This window comes from Streptomyces sp. 7R007, assembly GCF_054850255.1.
In genome coordinates, this window is the sequence record NZ_JBTWMV010000020.1 from 85,346 (window position 1) to 100,316 (window position 14,971).

Here is a 14,971-nt window from a genome sequence, read left to right on the forward strand (position 1 = left end):
CTTTCACATGCGTTCGAAGGAGCGGCGCAGCTCCCAGTCGGTGACCGCGGCGTCGAACGCGGCCAGCTCGACGCGCGCCATGTTGCGGTAGTGGGCGACGACCTCGTCGCCGAAGGCGGCCTTGGCGATCGGGCTGTTCTCCCAGAGCTCGACGGCCTCCCGCAGGGTGGTCGGGACGTGCTCGAAGTCCGCGGTGTAGGCGTTGCCCGGGCAGGGCTCGGGCAGCTCCAGTTTCTGCTCGATGCCGTACAGCCCGGCCGCGACCAGTCCGGCGACGGCGAGGTGGGGATTGACGTCACCGCCGGGCAGCCGGTTCTCGAACCGCAGGGAGCGGCCGTGGCCGACGACCCGCAGCGCGCAGGTGCGGTTGTCGTGGCCCCAGGCGACGGCGGTCGGGGCGAAGGAGCCCGGCTGGAACCGCTTGTAGGAGTTGATGTTCGGGGCGTACAGGAGGCAGAAGTCGCGCAGGGCGGCCAGCTGTCCGGCGAGGAAGTGCCGCATCACCTCCGACATGCCCTCGCCCTCCGCGGCCATGGCGTTGTTGCCGGCCGCGTCCGCGAGGGAGAGGTGGATGTGGCAGGAGTTGCCCTCGCGTTCGTTGTACTTGGCCATGAAGGTGATCGAGACGCCCTCCTGGGCGGCGATCTCCTTGGCGCCGGTCTTGTAGACGGCGTGCTGGTCGCAGGTGCGCAGGGCCTCGTCGTAGCGGAAGGCGATCTCGTGCTGGCCGGGGTTGCACTCGCCCTTGGCGGACTCCACGGTCAGCCCGGCGCCGGCCATCTCGTTGCGGATGCGGCGCAGCAGCGGCTCGATGCGGCCCGTGCCCAGGACCGAGTAGTCGATGTTGTACTGGTTGGCCGGGGTCAGCCCCCGGTAGTTCGCGTCCCACGCCTGCTCGTAGGTGTCCTTGAAGACGATGAACTCCAGCTCCGTGCCGACCTGGGCGGTGAAGCCGTGCTCGGCCAGGCGCTCCAGCTGGCGGCGCAGGATCTGGCGGGGGGCGGCGACGACCGGCGAGCCGTCGTTCCAGGCGAGGTCGGCGATGACCATGGCCGTACCGGCGTTCCAGGGCACGCGGCGCAGGGTGGACAGGTCCGGGTGCATGGCGAAGTCGCCGTAGCCGCGGTCCCAGGAGGACATGGCGTACCCGTCGACGGTGTTCATCTCGGTGTCGACGGCGAGGAGGTAGTTACAGCCCTCGGTGCCGTGATGGAGGACCTCGTCGAGGAAGAAGCGGGCGGCGAACCGCTTGCCCTGGAGCCGCCCTTGCATGTCGGGGAAGGCCAGGACGACAGTGTCGATCTCACCGCCGGCGACGAGGGCGTGCAGCTCCTCGACGCTCAGCGGGGGTGTGCGGTCTGCCACGGGGGGCTCCTTCGGCTGCGCGTTTTTCCGACCGGGCCGGGAGCCATAAGGTATTGCGGAGAACCATTGCTTGGGAAGGGGGTGCGGCGGGATGTCACCGGATCCGGAGGGGGGCGTCGGGGACCGGCTGACGCCGGTCCTGCGACCGGTGCGGGCGGGGAACGGCTTCGAGGAGGCGCTGGAGCAGATCCTGCAGGTGGTACGGCTGGGTCTGGTGCCGGGGGGCGAGCGGCTGCCGGCCGAGCGGGAGCTGGCGGAGCGGCTGGGGATCAGCCGGGTGACGCTGCGCGAGGTGCTGAAGGTGCTCCAGGACCAGGGTCTGGTGGAGTCGCGGCGCGGGCGTTACGGCGGCACCTTCGTGCTGCCCCGCGCGGACGCGGGCGGCGAGGACGAGCTGCGGCGGCGGATCGCCGAGGTCGACATCGAGGACGTGCTGCGCTTCCGGGAGGTGCTGGAGGTCGGGGCCGCCGGGCTGTGCGCGCAGCACGGGCTGACCGCGGACCAGGCGCACCGGCTGCGCGAGGCGCTGGCCGCGACGCAGGACGCGCCGCTGGCCGACTACCGCCGGCTGGACACGCTGCTGCATCTGACGCTGGCCGAGCTGTGCGGTTCGCCGACGCTGACCGCGCGGTACGCGGCGGTACGGGCGACGGTGAACGACCTGCTCGACTGCATCCCGCTGCTCGTGCGCAACCTCGAACACTCCCAGCGGCAGCATCTGGCGCTGGTCGAGGCGGTCCTCGACGGGGACGCGGACGGGGCGCGGGAGATGATGCGGGAGCACTGCGCGGGCACGGCGGCGCTGCTCAGGGGGTTCCTGGCCTGACCTTCCCGGCCTGACCTTGCCTTCGGCGGGGCATCTCGGCAAAGGTATGCGGGAGATCCATTGCTTCGGGCGGGAGGTCGCATGGCGGGCAGGCCGCTGATCGGCATCAGTACGTATCTGGAGGCCGGGGCGCGCTGGGGCGTGTGGGAGATGGAGGCCGCGCTGCTGCCGACCGGCTATCCCCGGCTGGTCCAGCGGGCCGGCGGGCTCGCCGCGATGCTGCCGCCCGACGCGCCGGAGCACGCGGCGGCGGCCGTGGCCCGGCTGGACGGGCTGGTGATCGCGGGCGGCCCCGACGTGGAGCCGGTCCGCTACGGCGCGGAGCCGCACCCCCGCACGGGCCCGCCGGCCCGCGCCCGGGACGCGTGGGAACTGGCGCTGATCGAGGCGGCGTTGGCGGCTCGGGTGCCGCTGCTGGGCATCTGCCGGGGCATGCAGTTGCTGAACGTCGCGCTCGGCGGCACCCTCGTGCAGCACATCGAGGGTCACGCGGAGGTCGTCGGCGTCTTCGGCCGGCACCCGGTCAAGCCGGTGCCGGGCACGCGGTACGCGGCTGCCGTCCCGGAGGAGACGTCGGTCCCGACGTACCACCACCAGGCGGTGGACCGCCTCGGCACCGGCCTCGTCGCGTCGGCGTACGCGGCGGACGGCACGGTGGAGGCGGTGGAACCGCCCGCCGGGGAGGCCGGGTGGGTGCTGGGCGTGCAGTGGCATCCGGAGATGGGCGAGGACGTACGGGTGATGCGGGCCCTGGTGGAGGCCGCGTCCTGAACCACCGGTTCGGGGGGCGTGTGTGGGCGAGGCTGCACCACGAGGAGCACCACCGGCCGGCCGCCCTGTGTGTGCGACAGGTGGACCCGCCCCCTGACCGACCGGCCGCAGCCCGGGTCACCCGCGCGTCAGTGACAGCAGTTCCCGGGCCGGGCCCACCGGCCGGTGGCCCGTGGGCCAGACCGCGCGCAGGTCACGGGCGAGGGCGACACCGTCCACCGGGACCCGGACCAGCCGCCGCATCGACAGCTCCTCCCCCACGGCGAGTTCACTGAGCACCGCCGGACCCGCGCCGCCGACCACCGCGGCCTTCACCGCGGTCGTGGACGACAGCTCGATCAGCGGACGCGCCAGACCGCCCAGCGCGGCGTCCAGGACCTGGCGGGTGCCGGAGCCCTTCTCCCGGAGGATGAGCGGGGTGGCCGCCAGCTCGGCCGCGTCCAGCGGGCGTCGGCGGCGGGCCCAGGGGTGACCGGGGGCCGTCACCACGATCAGCCGGTCGTGGGCGATCACCGTCGAGTCCAGTCCAGGCGGTACGCTCACCCCCTCCACGAACCCCAGGTCCGCCTCCCCCGACAGCAGCCGCTCCGCGACCACCGTGGAGTTGCCGGCGAGCAGCGACACCGCCGTGTCGGGCCGCCCGGCGCGCAGGGCGAGCAGCCAGCCCGGCAGCAGGTACTCCGCGATGGTCATGCTCGCCGCCACCCGCAGCCGCGAGTCGCGCCGGTCGCGCAGCGCCTGGGCTCCCGCGTCGAAGGCCTCGGCCGCCTCCACGATCCGCCGCGCCCAGTCCGTCACCAGCGCGCCGGCGTCGGTCAGCCGCGAGCCGCGCGGTGAGCGGTCCACCAGCGCCACGCCCAGCTGCCGCTCCATCGACCGGATCCGGCTGCTCGCCGCCGGCTGCGTGATCCCCACCTCGCGCGCCGCCCCGCCCAGGCTGCCGAGCCGTGCCACCGCCAGCAGCAGCTCCAGCGCGCCGAGATCGGGCACCCGGTGGGCGAGCGAGCCGACGGGGGCCTGGCGTTCGTCTCCCTCGGGGACCTTGCGCACCTTGCTCACCTTGCTCATAACCCCAGCTTATGCCCCCATAGAGACATGCTCCCTGGTCGCGGGCGGGGCCCGGCGAGAGGGTTGGGGGCATGGTCACCGCAGTCCGTCATCTCGGTCCCAACTGGTACGCCTGTGTCATGGGCACCGCCATCGTCGCCACGGCGGGAGCCGGGCTGCCGCTGCCCGTGCCCCGGGTCCTGCTCACTACCGTCTGGGCGCTCTCCCTCGGCCTGCTGCTGGTGCTGCTCGTCGCCCGCGCCCTGCACTGGCGCTACCACCGCGACCAGGCCCGCGCCCACCTCCTCGACCCGGCGACGGCGCCCTTCTACGGGTGCCTGGCCATGGCGCTGCTGGCCGTCGGCGGGGGTGCCGTCACCGTCGGCCGGGACTGGATCGGCCTGCGCGGCGCGGTCGCCCTGGACGCCGTGCTGTTCGGCGCGGGGACGGTCGTCGGACTCACGGCCGCCGTCGCGGTGCCGTACCTGATGGCCGTACGCCACAGGCCCGGGACCGGGCAGGCGACTCCCGTGTGGCTGCTGCCCCTGGTGGCGCCCATGGTGTCCGCGGCGCTCGGCCCGCTGCTGGTGCCGTATCTGCCGGCCGGGCAGCCCCGGGAGACCCTGCTGCTGGCCTGCCTCGCGATGTTCGGGCTGAGTCTGCTGGCCGTCCTGGCGCTGCTGCCGCTGGTCTTCGCCCGGCTGGTCACCGGCGGCCCGCTGCCGCTCGCCCTCACCCCGACCCTGTTCCTGGTGCTGGGGCCGCTGGGGCAGTCGACCACCGCCGTCGGGAAGTTCGCGGACGTGGCGCCGGGCGTCGTACCGGCCCCGTACGGCGATGGGTTCGGCATCCTGGCCGTGCTGTACGGGGTGCCGGTGATGGGCTTCGCGCTGATGTGGCTGGCGCTGGCCACCGCCCATGTGGTGCGCGCCCGTCGCGAGGGCATGCGGTTCTCGATGACCTGGTGGGCCTTCACCTTCCCGGTGGGGACGTGTGTCACGGGCGCCGAGGCGCTGCACCGGCACACCGGGCTCGTCGTGTACGACTGGCTCGCGGTGGGTCTGTACGCCGTCCTCGTCGCCGCCTGGATCGCCGCCGCCGTGCCCACGGCGCGCGGGCTGGTCAGCGGCGAACTGCTCGCAGGGCCTCGCCCAGCACCCGCGGCGCCTCGGCCAGTGACGGTCCGTACCACGTCAGGTGCCGTCCGCTGACCAGCGCGCAGGGCAGCCCGGGGAAGGCCTCGGGACCGTCGTCGGCGGTGAAGCGGTACGGCTCGTCCGGCAGGACGACCAGGTCCGGGGCCGCCGCCCGCAGTTCGTCGAGCGGGATGCGGGGATAGCGGTCGGCGTGGGCCGCGTACACGTGGTCGACGCCAAGGCGGGCGAGGACGTCGCCCGCGAAGGTGTCCCGGCCCAGGACCATCCAGGGCCGGCGCCAGACCGGGACCACCGCCGTGATCCGGCGCCCGGCGGGCGGGAGCGGTGCCGACCATGCCTCCTGGGCCGCGTCCAGCCAGCGTGGCCGGCCGGCGGCGCCGCACGCCTCCAGCACCCGCGCCAGTTCCCGGAACGCCTGCGGCACGTCCCGGATCTCGGTCACCAGCACCTCCACGCCGGCCGAGCGCAGGGCGGCCAGGTCGGGGGCGCGGTTCTCCTCCTCGTTGGCGACCACCAGGTCGGGGGCGAGGGCGAGGATGCGTTCGAGCGCGGGGTTCTTGGTGCCGCCGACGCGGGCGACGTCCAGGCCGGGCGGGTGGGTGCACCAGTCGGTGGCGCCGACCAGGGCGCCGGGCGCCGACACCGCCACGGCCTCGGTGAGCGAGGGGACGAGCGAGACGACCCGTACGGTCACTTGCGCGAGCGGTCGCGGACCGCCTCGATGTGCTCGGCCACCGCCACGACGACCACCCGGGTGTCCGAGACCGTCGCCCGCCAGCGGTGGCGCACACCGCCGGTCAGGTACAGGGTGTCGCCGCGCCCGAGCCGGTAGGCGCGGCCCTCGGCCTCGATCTCCACGGCGCCGTCGGCGACGTACATCAACTGGTCGTTGCGGTACTGGAATTCACGGCCGGCGTCGTGGTCGCCGGTGAACTCGGTGGCGTGCATCTGGTGGTGGCCGCGCACCAGCGAGCGCATGCTCGGTTCGAGCCCGAGCTCCAGGGCCTCGGCGCGGACGACGTCGACGCTGCACGCCGGGTCGGCGGCGGCGAGGAGTTCGACGGCCGTGGTGCGCAGGGCGTCGGCCAGCTTCTCCAGGGACGTGCTGCTGGGCCGCGCCCTGTCGTTCTCGACCTGGCTCAGGAAGGGCACGGACAGGCCGCTGCGCTCGGCCACGACGGCGAGCGTGAGCTCCAGCGCGCGGCGGCGGCGCCGCACGGCCGCGCCCACTCGCAGGGGCTGTTCTTTGTCTTTGTGGTCGCCCATCGCTCCCGCTCCCTCCTTCGCCTCGCCTCGTCGGTTGCGTTCCGTATTCCGTGCACCGCTGTCCGGGTACGGCACTCCTGATGAGTTCTCTGCACCTTACGCATGTTCGGCAAACCGTTTCACGCGGCCGTCACACACCCGTAAAGGCAGCGTGCGCGCAACGCGCCAACTCTCGCCGCCGGATGAGTTTCCCGTACCGACCGGGCGCCGCCACCTCCTTGGGGACGAAGAGGCTGACCAGGGGGGCCGCGCGGGGTGTCCGGCCGGACACGGCCACGGGCCGGCCCGCGGCCCCGGGGCCACCGTGGTCCCGCGATCGGCACGGGTACCTCCCCACTTCCTTTCAATGCGCGCACGAGCCCCGGTGTTCCCGTTGTGGCGCCCGGTGCCAGGGGTCCGGTCAGGCCCGTGATCAGGCCCTGCGTGCCGGTGGGTGAAGTACCGGTTAGATGAGGTGAGTTGACCGTCGGGGTCGCCGGGAGGGCGGGCGGAAACAGTTCACCCAAGCCCGGGAGGGGTCCCGGGCTTGGGCGAGGGCGTAGCGCTATGTGGTTGGCCGGATCCTTTTCGTGCCCGCGAGGCGCTATTGCGCGGTCATGCGGGCGGCGACGTCCGGATGCTCCTTGAGCCAGGCGGCGACGGCCTGCTCCTCGTGGCCCTGGCCGTACCGGTTGATCTCGCTCTCCAGGCTGCCGAGCTCGCCCTCGCTCATATGGAAGTTCCTGATCCACTTGGTGAGCTGCGGGTACTGCTCCGGGAACCGCTCGTTGCTGATGGTGCGGATGGTGTTGCCCTCGCCGAAGAGCTTCTTGTCGTCCTTCAGCTTGGTGAGGTGGTACCGGCTGTACGCCCAGTGCGGCGACCACAGCACGACCGCGACCGGCTCCTTCCTGGCGTAGGCGCGCTTGAGCTCGGCCAGCATCGCCGGGGTGGAGCCGTCGACGACCTTGTACTCCTCGTCGAGGCCGTAGCCGGGCAGCACCTTCGTCTTGAGCAGGTTCATCTCGCCGGTGCCCGGCTCGATGCCGATGATCTTCCCGCCGAAGAGGGACGCCTTGCCCTTGAGGTCCTCGTAGGAGTGCACGCCCTTCACGTAGGAGGGCACGGCGACCTCCAGCGACGTCGGCCGGTACCAGGTGCCGAGGTCTTCGAGGTGCTCCTCGCTCTGCTTCCAGTAGTTCTGCTGCGCGTACGGCAGCCAGGCGTCGAAGTTGACGTCCAGGTCACCGGAGGCGAGGCCGGTGTAGACCGGGCCGACGTCCATCTGCTTGAGGTTGAGCCGGTAGCCGCGCCGCTCCAGGACGTTCTTCCACAGGTAGGTGACGGCGATGTCCTCGTCCCAGGGGAACCAGGCCACGTCGACCGGCCGCTTCGCCTCCGCCGGCGTACCGCTCGCGGCGACCGGGGCGAGCTTGCCGACCAGGCCCGGGTGCTTCTTCAGCCAGGCCCGTACGGCGTCCTGCTGCCTGCCCTTGCCCGCCTTGTTGATCTCGGCTTCCAGGCTGGTCAGCTGCTTCTCGCTCAGGTGGAAGTTCTTCAGCCACTTGGCGACGACGGGGTTGTCCGCGGCGAAGCCCTTGCGGGCGACGGTGTGCACGCCGTCGCCTTGGCCCCAGGCGCCCTTGGGGTCCTTGAGCTTCTTCAGCGCGTAGTCGTTGTAGGCCCAGTGCGGCGACCAGAGCGTGACCACGATCGGCTGCTTGTGGCTGTACGCCCGCTTCAGCTCGGCCAGCATGGCGGGCGTGGAGCTGTCGACGACCTTGTACTCCGCGTCCAGGCCGTACTCCTTGAGGACCTTGCTCTTGAGCAGGGCCGTCTCGCCGGCGCTGGACTCGATGCCGGTGATCTTCCCGCCGAACGTGGACGCCCTGCCCTTGAGGTCGTCCAGGGAGTCGATGCCCTTCACGTACGAGGGCACGCTCAGCTCCAGGGAGGTCCTCGCGTACCAGGCGCCGAGGTCGTCGAGCCGGCTGCCGTACTTCTTCCAGTACTGCGCGTGCGTGGTGGGCAGCCAGGCGTCGGTCTGGAAGTCGACGTTGCCGGCCGCGACGGCGGTGTAGAGGGGGCCGGCCTCGAACTGCCGGGCGTCCACCTGGAAGCCGCGCTGTTCGAGGATCTCCTTCCACAGGTAGGTGGAGGCGACGCCCTCGTCCCAGGGGATGTAGCCGATGCTGATCTTCTTGCCCTGGCCGACGTTCTGGCTGTCGGTGACGGCGGCCGGGCTGCCCTGGCCGCGGAAGATCCCCATGCCGCCGGCCACGAGGGCGAGGATCACCAGGCCGACGACGGCGACCTGCGGGCGGGGCCGGTAGGACCAGATCCGCAGGCCGTGCGCAGCCCGCGCCTTGGCCGCGGCCCGGCGGCCCAGCGGGGAGACGTGGCTGCCGAGGGCGCCGGTCATGCGGTCGAGGTAGATGGCGAGGATGACGATGGCCACGCCCGCCTCCGAGCCGAGGCCGACATCGAGCTGGCCGATGGCCTCGTTGACGTCGCCGCCCAGGCCGCCGGTGCCGACCATGCCGGCGATCGCGGCCATGGACAGGCCGAGCATGATGACCTGGTTCACGCCGGCCATGACGGTGGGCAGGGCGAGCGGCAGCTGGACGCGCAGCAGCGTGTCGCGGGGCGAGGTGCCGAACGCCTCGGCGGCCTCGACCAGTTCCCCGTCGACCTGGCGGATGCCCAGCTCGGTCATGCGGACGCCGGGGGCGAGCGCGAAGATCAGGGTGGCGACGATGCCGGCGGAGGCGCCGGTGCCGAAGAACAGGATCGCCGGGATCAGGTAGATCATCGCGGGCAGCGTCTGCATGAAGTCCAGCACCGGCCGGACCAGTCCGCTGACCCGGTCCGAGCGCGCCGCCCAGACGCCCACGGGCACCGAGACCGCCAGCGCGATGACCGTGGCGACCAGGACGAGCGACAGGGTCACCATCGCGTCGTCCCACAGTTCGAGGGAGTCGATGAAGGCGAACCCCGCGAAGGCGAGGACGCCGGCGAGCGCGCCGCGCAGCCAGAAGGCCAGCACGGCGAGGATGCCCGCCAGCAGCAGGGGCTCGGGGGCCTGCAGGACGGCGTTGATGCCGTCGTAGAAGCCGGTGAAGACGGTCTTGAGGAAGTCGAAGAGCCAGGAGGCGTGGCCGAGCAGCCAGTCGACCGCGTCGTTGACCCAGTCGCCGAGCGGGATCCTAGGCATGGGCCGCCTCCCGGTCGCCGAGGAAGCCGACCAGGCGGTCCTGGGGGACGACGCCGACGAGCCTGCGGGCGTCGTCGAGGACGATCACCGGGTGCGTCAACCGGGCGCTGATGGCGCAGAGTTCGGTGAACGGCGTGTCGGGCGTCGCGGTCTGGCAGCCGCTCGCGCAGCCGCAGTCGGCCTCGTCGCCGCGCACGTCCGTGTCCATGACGGCCGAGGCGGTCAGCACTCGGGAGCGGTCGACGTCCTTGGTGAAGGAGGCGACGTAGTCGTCGGCGGGCCGGACGAGGATGTCCTCCGCGGTGCCGGTCTGGACGATACGGCCGTCGCGCATGACGGCGATGCGGTCGCCCAGGCGCATGGCCTCGTTGAGGTCGTGGGTGATGAAGACGATCGTCTTCTTCAGGCTCTGCTGGAGCTGGAGCAGCTGGTCCTGCATGTCCCGGCGGATCAGCGGGTCCAGCGCGCTGAAGGACTCGTCCATCAGGAGCAGGTCGGCGTCGGTGGCGAGCGCGCGGGCGAGGCCGACGCGCTGCTGCATGCCGCCGGAGAGCTCGTCGGGCCACGACTTCTCCCAGCCGGCCAGTCCGCACAGGGCCAGCGCCTCGCCGGCGCGCTGCTCGCGCTCGGCGCGGGGCACGCCCTGCACGGCCAGGCCGTAGGCGGCGTTGTCGAGGACGGTGCGGTGCGGGAAGAGCGCGAAGTGCTGGAAGACCATGCTGATCTTGTGGGCGCGGACCTCGCGCAGCTCGCGGTCGCCGAGGGCGGTGAGGTCCTGGCCGTCGAAGCGGACGTGGCCGGCGGTCGGCTCCAGCAGGCCGTTGAGCATCCGCAGCAGCGTGGACTTGCCGGAGCCGGACAGGCCCATGACCACGAAGATCTGGCCCGGGTCCACGGTGAAGGAGGCGTCGATCACGGCGGCGGTGGTGCCGTCGGCGCGCAGTTCCTCGCGGTCGGCTCCCTGGCGCAGCCGCTCGACGGCGTCGTCCGGTTTTCTGCCGAACACCTTGTAGAGCTGTTCGGCCTCAAGTCTCGCTGACACGCTTGCCTTCTGGTCTCGGGGGCGGGAACGGGCCGCGCCTGCCCTTCGCCGACCGGGTCAAACTCGACAGTGGCCCAGTTCACAAGGGGTGCGTAGGATCACCGCCGGTGCTTCACACCGGTGCACGAGACGGGGGACGACGATGGAACGGCCTGACGACAGACGCACGTCCGCGCTGCGCTTCGCGACCGAGCTGGTGGCCTGGATCGCGACGCCGTGGGCGTTGTGGTCGTACTCCTGGCCGCTGGCCGTGCTCGCGGTCGTGCTGCTGATCGGTCTGCCGACGGTCTTCGCCACGCCCGGGGACAAGGCGAGCGTCGTCGTCGCGGTCCCCGGCTGGGCCACCGTGCTGCTGGTGCTGCTGCAGATCGGCGCGGCCGTGGTGTCGGCGTGGTGGCTGATGCCGGTCTGGGCGGCCGTGCTGGTGTCGCTGCTGGCCGCCGCGACCCTGGCCGCCGAGGGTCCGCGCTGGCGGTGGCTGCTCGCCGCCGGGTGACTGTCGGTGCCGTACGGCATGATGCGAGCGTGACCGGACGACTGATGCTCCTCGACACCGCCTCGCTCTACTTCCGCGCCTACTTCGGCGTCCCGGAGTCCGTGAAGGCCCCGGACGGCACGCCGGTGAACGCCGTGCGCGGACTGCTGGACTTCATCGACCGGCTGGTCAGGGACCACCGGCCCAGCGACCTGGTCGCCTGCATGGACGCCGACTGGCGCCCCCAGTGGCGAGTCGACCTGATCCCCTCCTACAAGGCGCACCGCGTCGCCGAGGAGCACACGGCGGGACCGGACGAGGAGGAGGTGCCGGACACGCTCTCGCCGCAGGTGCCCGTCATCGAGGCCGTCCTGGACGCGCTCGGCATCGCGCGCGTGGGCGTCGAGCCGTACGAGGCGGACGACGTGATCGGCACGTTCACCGCACGCGCGAAGACGCCGGTCGACATCGTCACCGGCGACCGCGACCTGTACCAGCTGGTGGACGACGCGCGCGGGGTGCGGGTGCTGTACCCGCTCAAGGGTGTCGGCACGCTCCAGGTCACCGACGAGACCTGGCTGCGCGAGAAGTATGGGGTGGACGGGCCGGGGTACGCGGATCTGGCGCTGCTGCGCGGCGACCCGAGCGACGGGCTGCCGGGCGTGCCCGGGATCGGCGAGAAGACGGCCGCGAAGCTGCTCGCCGAGTTCGGGGACCTGGCCGGGATCATGGCCGCGGTCGACGACCCGAAGGCGAAGCTCACGCCGTCGCAGCGCACGCGGCTGGACCAGGCGCGGCCGTACGTCGCCGTCGCCCCGAAGGTCGTGAAGGTGGCCGACGACGTGCCGCTGCCGGAGGTCGACACGACGCTGCCGCGCGGCCCGCGCGACGCCGAGCTGTTGGAGGCGCTGGCGGCGCGGTGGGGGCTGGGCGGTTCGCTGCAACGGCTGCTGACCACGCTGGGCGCGTGAACGGGGCCGCCGGACCAGGGCCGTCGGACCACGACGGGTACGTGAACATTGTCTTCGACTTCGGGGAGGCGGCTCTCTATAGGGTGTGATCCAAGGCGGAGGTGCTAACTTAGGTAAGCCTAAGCAAGGGAAGCAGGGAGGCCGTCATGGCAGAACGTCCGGCTCGCAGGCCGCGCAAGCCCCACACCGCGCAGGTGGTGCGCACAGAACGGCTGACCCCGCACATGCAGCGCGTGGTCCTCGGCGGCGAGTCGCTGGCCGGCCTCCCGGCCGACACCTGCACCGACCATTACGTGAAGCTGCTGTTCCCCCCGGCCGAGGGCGTGACCTACCCGGAGCCCTTCGACATGGAGCGCATCCGCGAGGAGCTGCCGCGCGAGCAGTGGCCGGTCACCCGGACGTACACCGTGCGTGCCTGGGACCCCGAACACCGCGAGCTGACGCTGGACTTCGTCATCCACGGCGACGAGGGCCTGGCCGGCCCCTGGGCCACGCGCGTCCAGCCCGGCGAGACCGTCCGCTTCATGGGCCCCGGCGGCGCCTACGCCCCCGACCCGGAGGCCGACTGGCATCTGCTCGCCGGTGACGAGAGCGCCCTGCCCGCGATCGCCCGCTCCCTGGAGGCGCTGCCGGCCGGCGCCGTCGCCCATGCCTTCGTGGAGGTCTCCGGCCCCGAGGAGGAGCAGAAGGTCGACTCCGACGTGGAGGTCGTCTGGCTGCACCGCGGGGACCGGCCGGTCGGCGAGGCGCTGGTGGAGGCGGTCCGGGCACTGCAGTTCCCCGAGGGCCGGGTGCACGCGTTCGTGCACGGCGAAGCGCACTGCGTGAAGGAGCTGCGCCAGTTGCTGCGGGTGGAGCGGCAGATCCCGCGCGAGGACCTGTCGATCTCCGGCTACTGGCGCCTGGGCCACAACGAGGACGGCTGGCAGGCCTCCAAGCGGGAGTGGAACGCGCGGATCGAGGCGGAGCAGGAGGCCACCGGCCCGGCGGCCTCCTGACCGCCCCCGCCACCACCCTCGCTAGACCGACCTCTGGTAGGACCGGAAGGTCCGGATCGACAGCCACACCGCCGCCACCGCCAGTGCGAGCAGCGCTCCGCCGCGGCTGAGCACGTCACCCCAGTCGGGGTGTTCGGACAGCGCCGAACGCCCCGCCACCATCGCCCAGTTGAGCGGGTTGAAGTCGGCGATGTGCCGCATCCACGACGGCATCTGGGCCGGTGCCATGAACGCGCTGGAGAGGAACGTCAGCGGCAGCAGCAGGAAGGTGTTGATGCCGATGATCGACTCGCGCTCCCGCACCAGCATGCCCAGCGCGTTGGACAGCGCCCCGAAGACCGTGCCCAGCAGCACGGAGGCGAGGACCAGGACCGCGACACCGCCGGCCCCGCCCGGGTAGTCCGTCCCGCCGAGCAGGCCGAGCAGCACGATGACGACCGACTGGAACGCGGTGACCAGGCCGTTGTTGACGACGTTGCCGTTCATCAGCGCGGCCCGGCTGACGGGCGTGGTCAGGAAGCGGTTGAGGGTGCCGCGCTGGATCTCCTCCAACGTGCCCATCCCCGCCCACATGTTGGAGCTGAGCGCGCTCATCACCACCACGCCCGGCACCAGGTAGTCGAGGTAGGAGGTGGTGCCGAAGCCGCCGAGCTCGACGACCTTCTTGAAGAGGTTGCCGAACAGGAACAGCCAGATCACCGGCTGGATCAGGGTGATGACCGCGTAGGCGGGCTGCCGGGCGAACACCATCAGCTGACGCTGGGTCATGTACCAGGTCTGGGAGACCGCGGCGCTCATCGCGCACCTCCGGCGAGGACGAGGCCGCCGGCGGTTCCGGCGTCGGCCTCGGCGTAACGGCGGCCGGCGTAACGGAGGTAGACGTCGTCGAGGGAGGGCCGGGCGACCGTCGCGGCGGCGACACCGACGCCGGCCCGCTCCAGGGCGGCGAGCAGGGCGGGCACGGCGGCCGCCCCGTCGTCGGCGCGGACGCTGACGCGGCGGCCGTCGACCAGCACCTCGTGCACGCCGGGCAGTCCGGTCAGGGCTCCCTTGAGCAGGGTGCGGCCGGCGTCGCCGACGGCCTCCCGCAGCTCCACGTGGACGGCGTCGCCGCGCAGTTCGCCCTTGAGCGCGTCCGGGGTGCCCTCGACGACGACCCGGCCGCGGTCGACGATGGCGATGCGCTCGGCGAGCCGGTCGGCCTCGTCGAGGTAGTGCGTGGTGAGCAGGATCGTCAGCCCCTCCTCTCCGGCGAGGCGGTCGATCTCGTCCCACATCGCCGTGCGTGCCTCGGGGGCGAGGCCGGTGGTGGGCTCGTCGAGGAAGAGCACCTCGGGCCGGTGCACCAGGCCGAGGGCGACGTCCAGCCGGCGTCGCATCCCGCCGGAGTAGCCCTTGACCTGGCGCTTCGCGGCGTCGGCGAGGCCGAAGCGGTCGAGCAGCTCGTCCACCCGGCGGTCGAGGGCGGCGCCCGTCACACCGTAGAGCCTGCCCTGCAGCCGGAGGTTCTCCCGGCCGGTGGCGACCGGGTCGGCGCCGGAACTCTGCGCGACCACGCCGATCGCGCGGCGCACCCGGTCGGGGTGGCGCAGGACGTCGTGCCCGGCGACGGTGGCGGTGCCCGAGTCGGGGCGGGCGAGGGTGGTGAGGATCTTGACGGTGGTGGACTTGCCGGCGCCGTTCGGGCCGAGGAGTCCGAAGACCGTGCCCTGGTCGACGGTGACGTCCATGCCGTTGAGGGCGGTGACGTCACCGGCGTACGTCTTGATCAGCTGGTGCGCCCGCACGGCGGGCCCACGGGTGGTGGCCATGGCGACTGCTCTCCTGTTCGAGCGGATGACTGTCCTGAGCGGATGACAG

Annotated in this window: 13 protein-coding genes and 1 pseudogene; 6 read left to right on the plus strand and 8 right to left on the minus strand. The window is 72.4% G+C overall.

Annotated features, from left to right (window positions below):
- Positions 1-3: 3 nt before the first annotated feature.
- Entirely contained in the window at positions 4-1,365 is a 1,362-nt protein-coding gene (locus tag ACYF6T_RS25475) for a glutamine synthetase family protein (protein WP_461699219.1), read from the minus strand.
- A 91-nt stretch (positions 1,366-1,456) separates the two neighbouring features.
- Between ACYF6T_RS25475 and ACYF6T_RS25480 the strand changes: the two genes are divergently transcribed.
- Together ACYF6T_RS25480 and ACYF6T_RS25485 are read left to right on the plus strand one after the other, a co-directional pair.
- Positions 1,457-2,191, plus strand: coding sequence for a FadR/GntR family transcriptional regulator (locus tag ACYF6T_RS25480; protein WP_461699220.1), 735 nt, complete (start codon positions 1,457-1,459; stop codon positions 2,189-2,191).
- An 81-nt stretch (positions 2,192-2,272) separates the two neighbouring features.
- Positions 2,273-2,962 (plus strand): gamma-glutamyl-gamma-aminobutyrate hydrolase family protein, encoded by a 690-nt coding sequence (locus tag ACYF6T_RS25485; protein ID WP_461699221.1) that lies wholly within the window; start codon positions 2,273-2,275, stop codon positions 2,960-2,962.
- Between the two features lie 117 nt (positions 2,963-3,079).
- Here the strand turns inward: ACYF6T_RS25485 and ACYF6T_RS25490 are convergent, their stop codons facing one another.
- Positions 3,080-4,030 carry a LysR family transcriptional regulator gene (locus ACYF6T_RS25490; protein WP_461699223.1) on the minus strand — a complete coding sequence of 317 codons (951 nt, stop codon included), beginning with the start codon at positions 4,028-4,030 and terminating at the stop codon, positions 3,080-3,082.
- 71 nt (positions 4,031-4,101) lie between these two features.
- On the opposite strand from ACYF6T_RS25490, the gene ACYF6T_RS25495 reads away from it, so the two are divergent.
- Entirely contained in the window at positions 4,102-5,220 is a 1,119-nt protein-coding gene (locus ACYF6T_RS25495) for a TDT family transporter (protein ID WP_461699224.1), read from the plus strand.
- Here ACYF6T_RS25495 and ACYF6T_RS25500 read toward each other — a convergent pair.
- From ACYF6T_RS25500 to ACYF6T_RS25515, 4 genes are all read right to left on the minus strand, one after another.
- A complete protein-coding gene (locus ACYF6T_RS25500) occupies positions 5,132-5,860 on the minus strand; it encodes a helical backbone metal receptor (protein WP_461699225.1) in 729 nt (242 codons plus the stop codon). The two genes, ACYF6T_RS25495 and ACYF6T_RS25500, sit on opposite strands and share 89 nt — an antisense overlap.
- A complete protein-coding gene (locus ACYF6T_RS25505; RefSeq protein WP_461699226.1) occupies positions 5,857-6,432 on the minus strand; it encodes a helix-turn-helix domain-containing protein in 576 nt (191 codons plus the stop codon). Before ACYF6T_RS25505 ends, ACYF6T_RS25500 begins: the two co-directional genes overlap by 4 nt.
- 583 nt (positions 6,433-7,015) lie before the next feature.
- Complete coding sequence (locus ACYF6T_RS25510) at positions 7,016-9,625, minus strand: ABC transporter permease/substrate binding protein (RefSeq protein ID WP_461699227.1); 2,610 nt, start codon at positions 9,623-9,625, stop codon at positions 7,016-7,018.
- Positions 9,618-10,667, minus strand: a complete 1,050-nt coding sequence (locus ACYF6T_RS25515) for a quaternary amine ABC transporter ATP-binding protein (protein ID WP_461699228.1) — start codon at positions 10,665-10,667, stop codon at positions 9,618-9,620. The genes ACYF6T_RS25510 and ACYF6T_RS25515 overlap by 8 nt, the downstream gene beginning before the upstream one ends.
- A 142-nt stretch (positions 10,668-10,809) precedes the next feature.
- On the opposite strand from ACYF6T_RS25515, the gene ACYF6T_RS25520 reads away from it, so the two are divergent.
- The 3 genes and pseudogenes from ACYF6T_RS25520 (at position 10,810) to ACYF6T_RS25530 (ending at position 13,111) form a co-directional block, all read left to right on the plus strand.
- Positions 10,810-11,163: a hypothetical protein gene (locus tag ACYF6T_RS25520; protein ID WP_461699229.1), complete on the plus strand. Its 354-nt coding sequence runs from the start codon at positions 10,810-10,812 to the stop codon at positions 11,161-11,163.
- Between the two features lie 6 nt (positions 11,164-11,169).
- A pseudogene (locus tag ACYF6T_RS25525) lies at positions 11,170-12,113 on the plus strand (5'-3' exonuclease).
- A 146-nt stretch (positions 12,114-12,259) separates the two neighbouring features.
- Positions 12,260-13,111, plus strand: coding sequence for a siderophore-interacting protein (locus ACYF6T_RS25530; RefSeq protein WP_461699230.1), 852 nt, complete (start codon positions 12,260-12,262; stop codon positions 13,109-13,111).
- Between the two features lie 21 nt (positions 13,112-13,132).
- Here ACYF6T_RS25530 and ACYF6T_RS25535 read toward each other — a convergent pair whose 3' ends face one another.
- Both ACYF6T_RS25535 and ACYF6T_RS25540 read right to left on the minus strand, forming a co-directional pair.
- On the minus strand, positions 13,133-13,909 hold the full coding sequence (locus ACYF6T_RS25535; protein ID WP_461699231.1) for an ABC transporter permease: 777 nt from the start codon (positions 13,907-13,909) through the stop codon (positions 13,133-13,135).
- Complete coding sequence (locus ACYF6T_RS25540) at positions 13,906-14,922, minus strand: ATP-binding cassette domain-containing protein (RefSeq protein ID WP_461699232.1); 1,017 nt, start codon at positions 14,920-14,922, stop codon at positions 13,906-13,908. The genes ACYF6T_RS25535 and ACYF6T_RS25540 overlap by 4 nt, the downstream gene beginning before the upstream one ends.
- Positions 14,923-14,971: the final 49 nt, after the last annotated feature.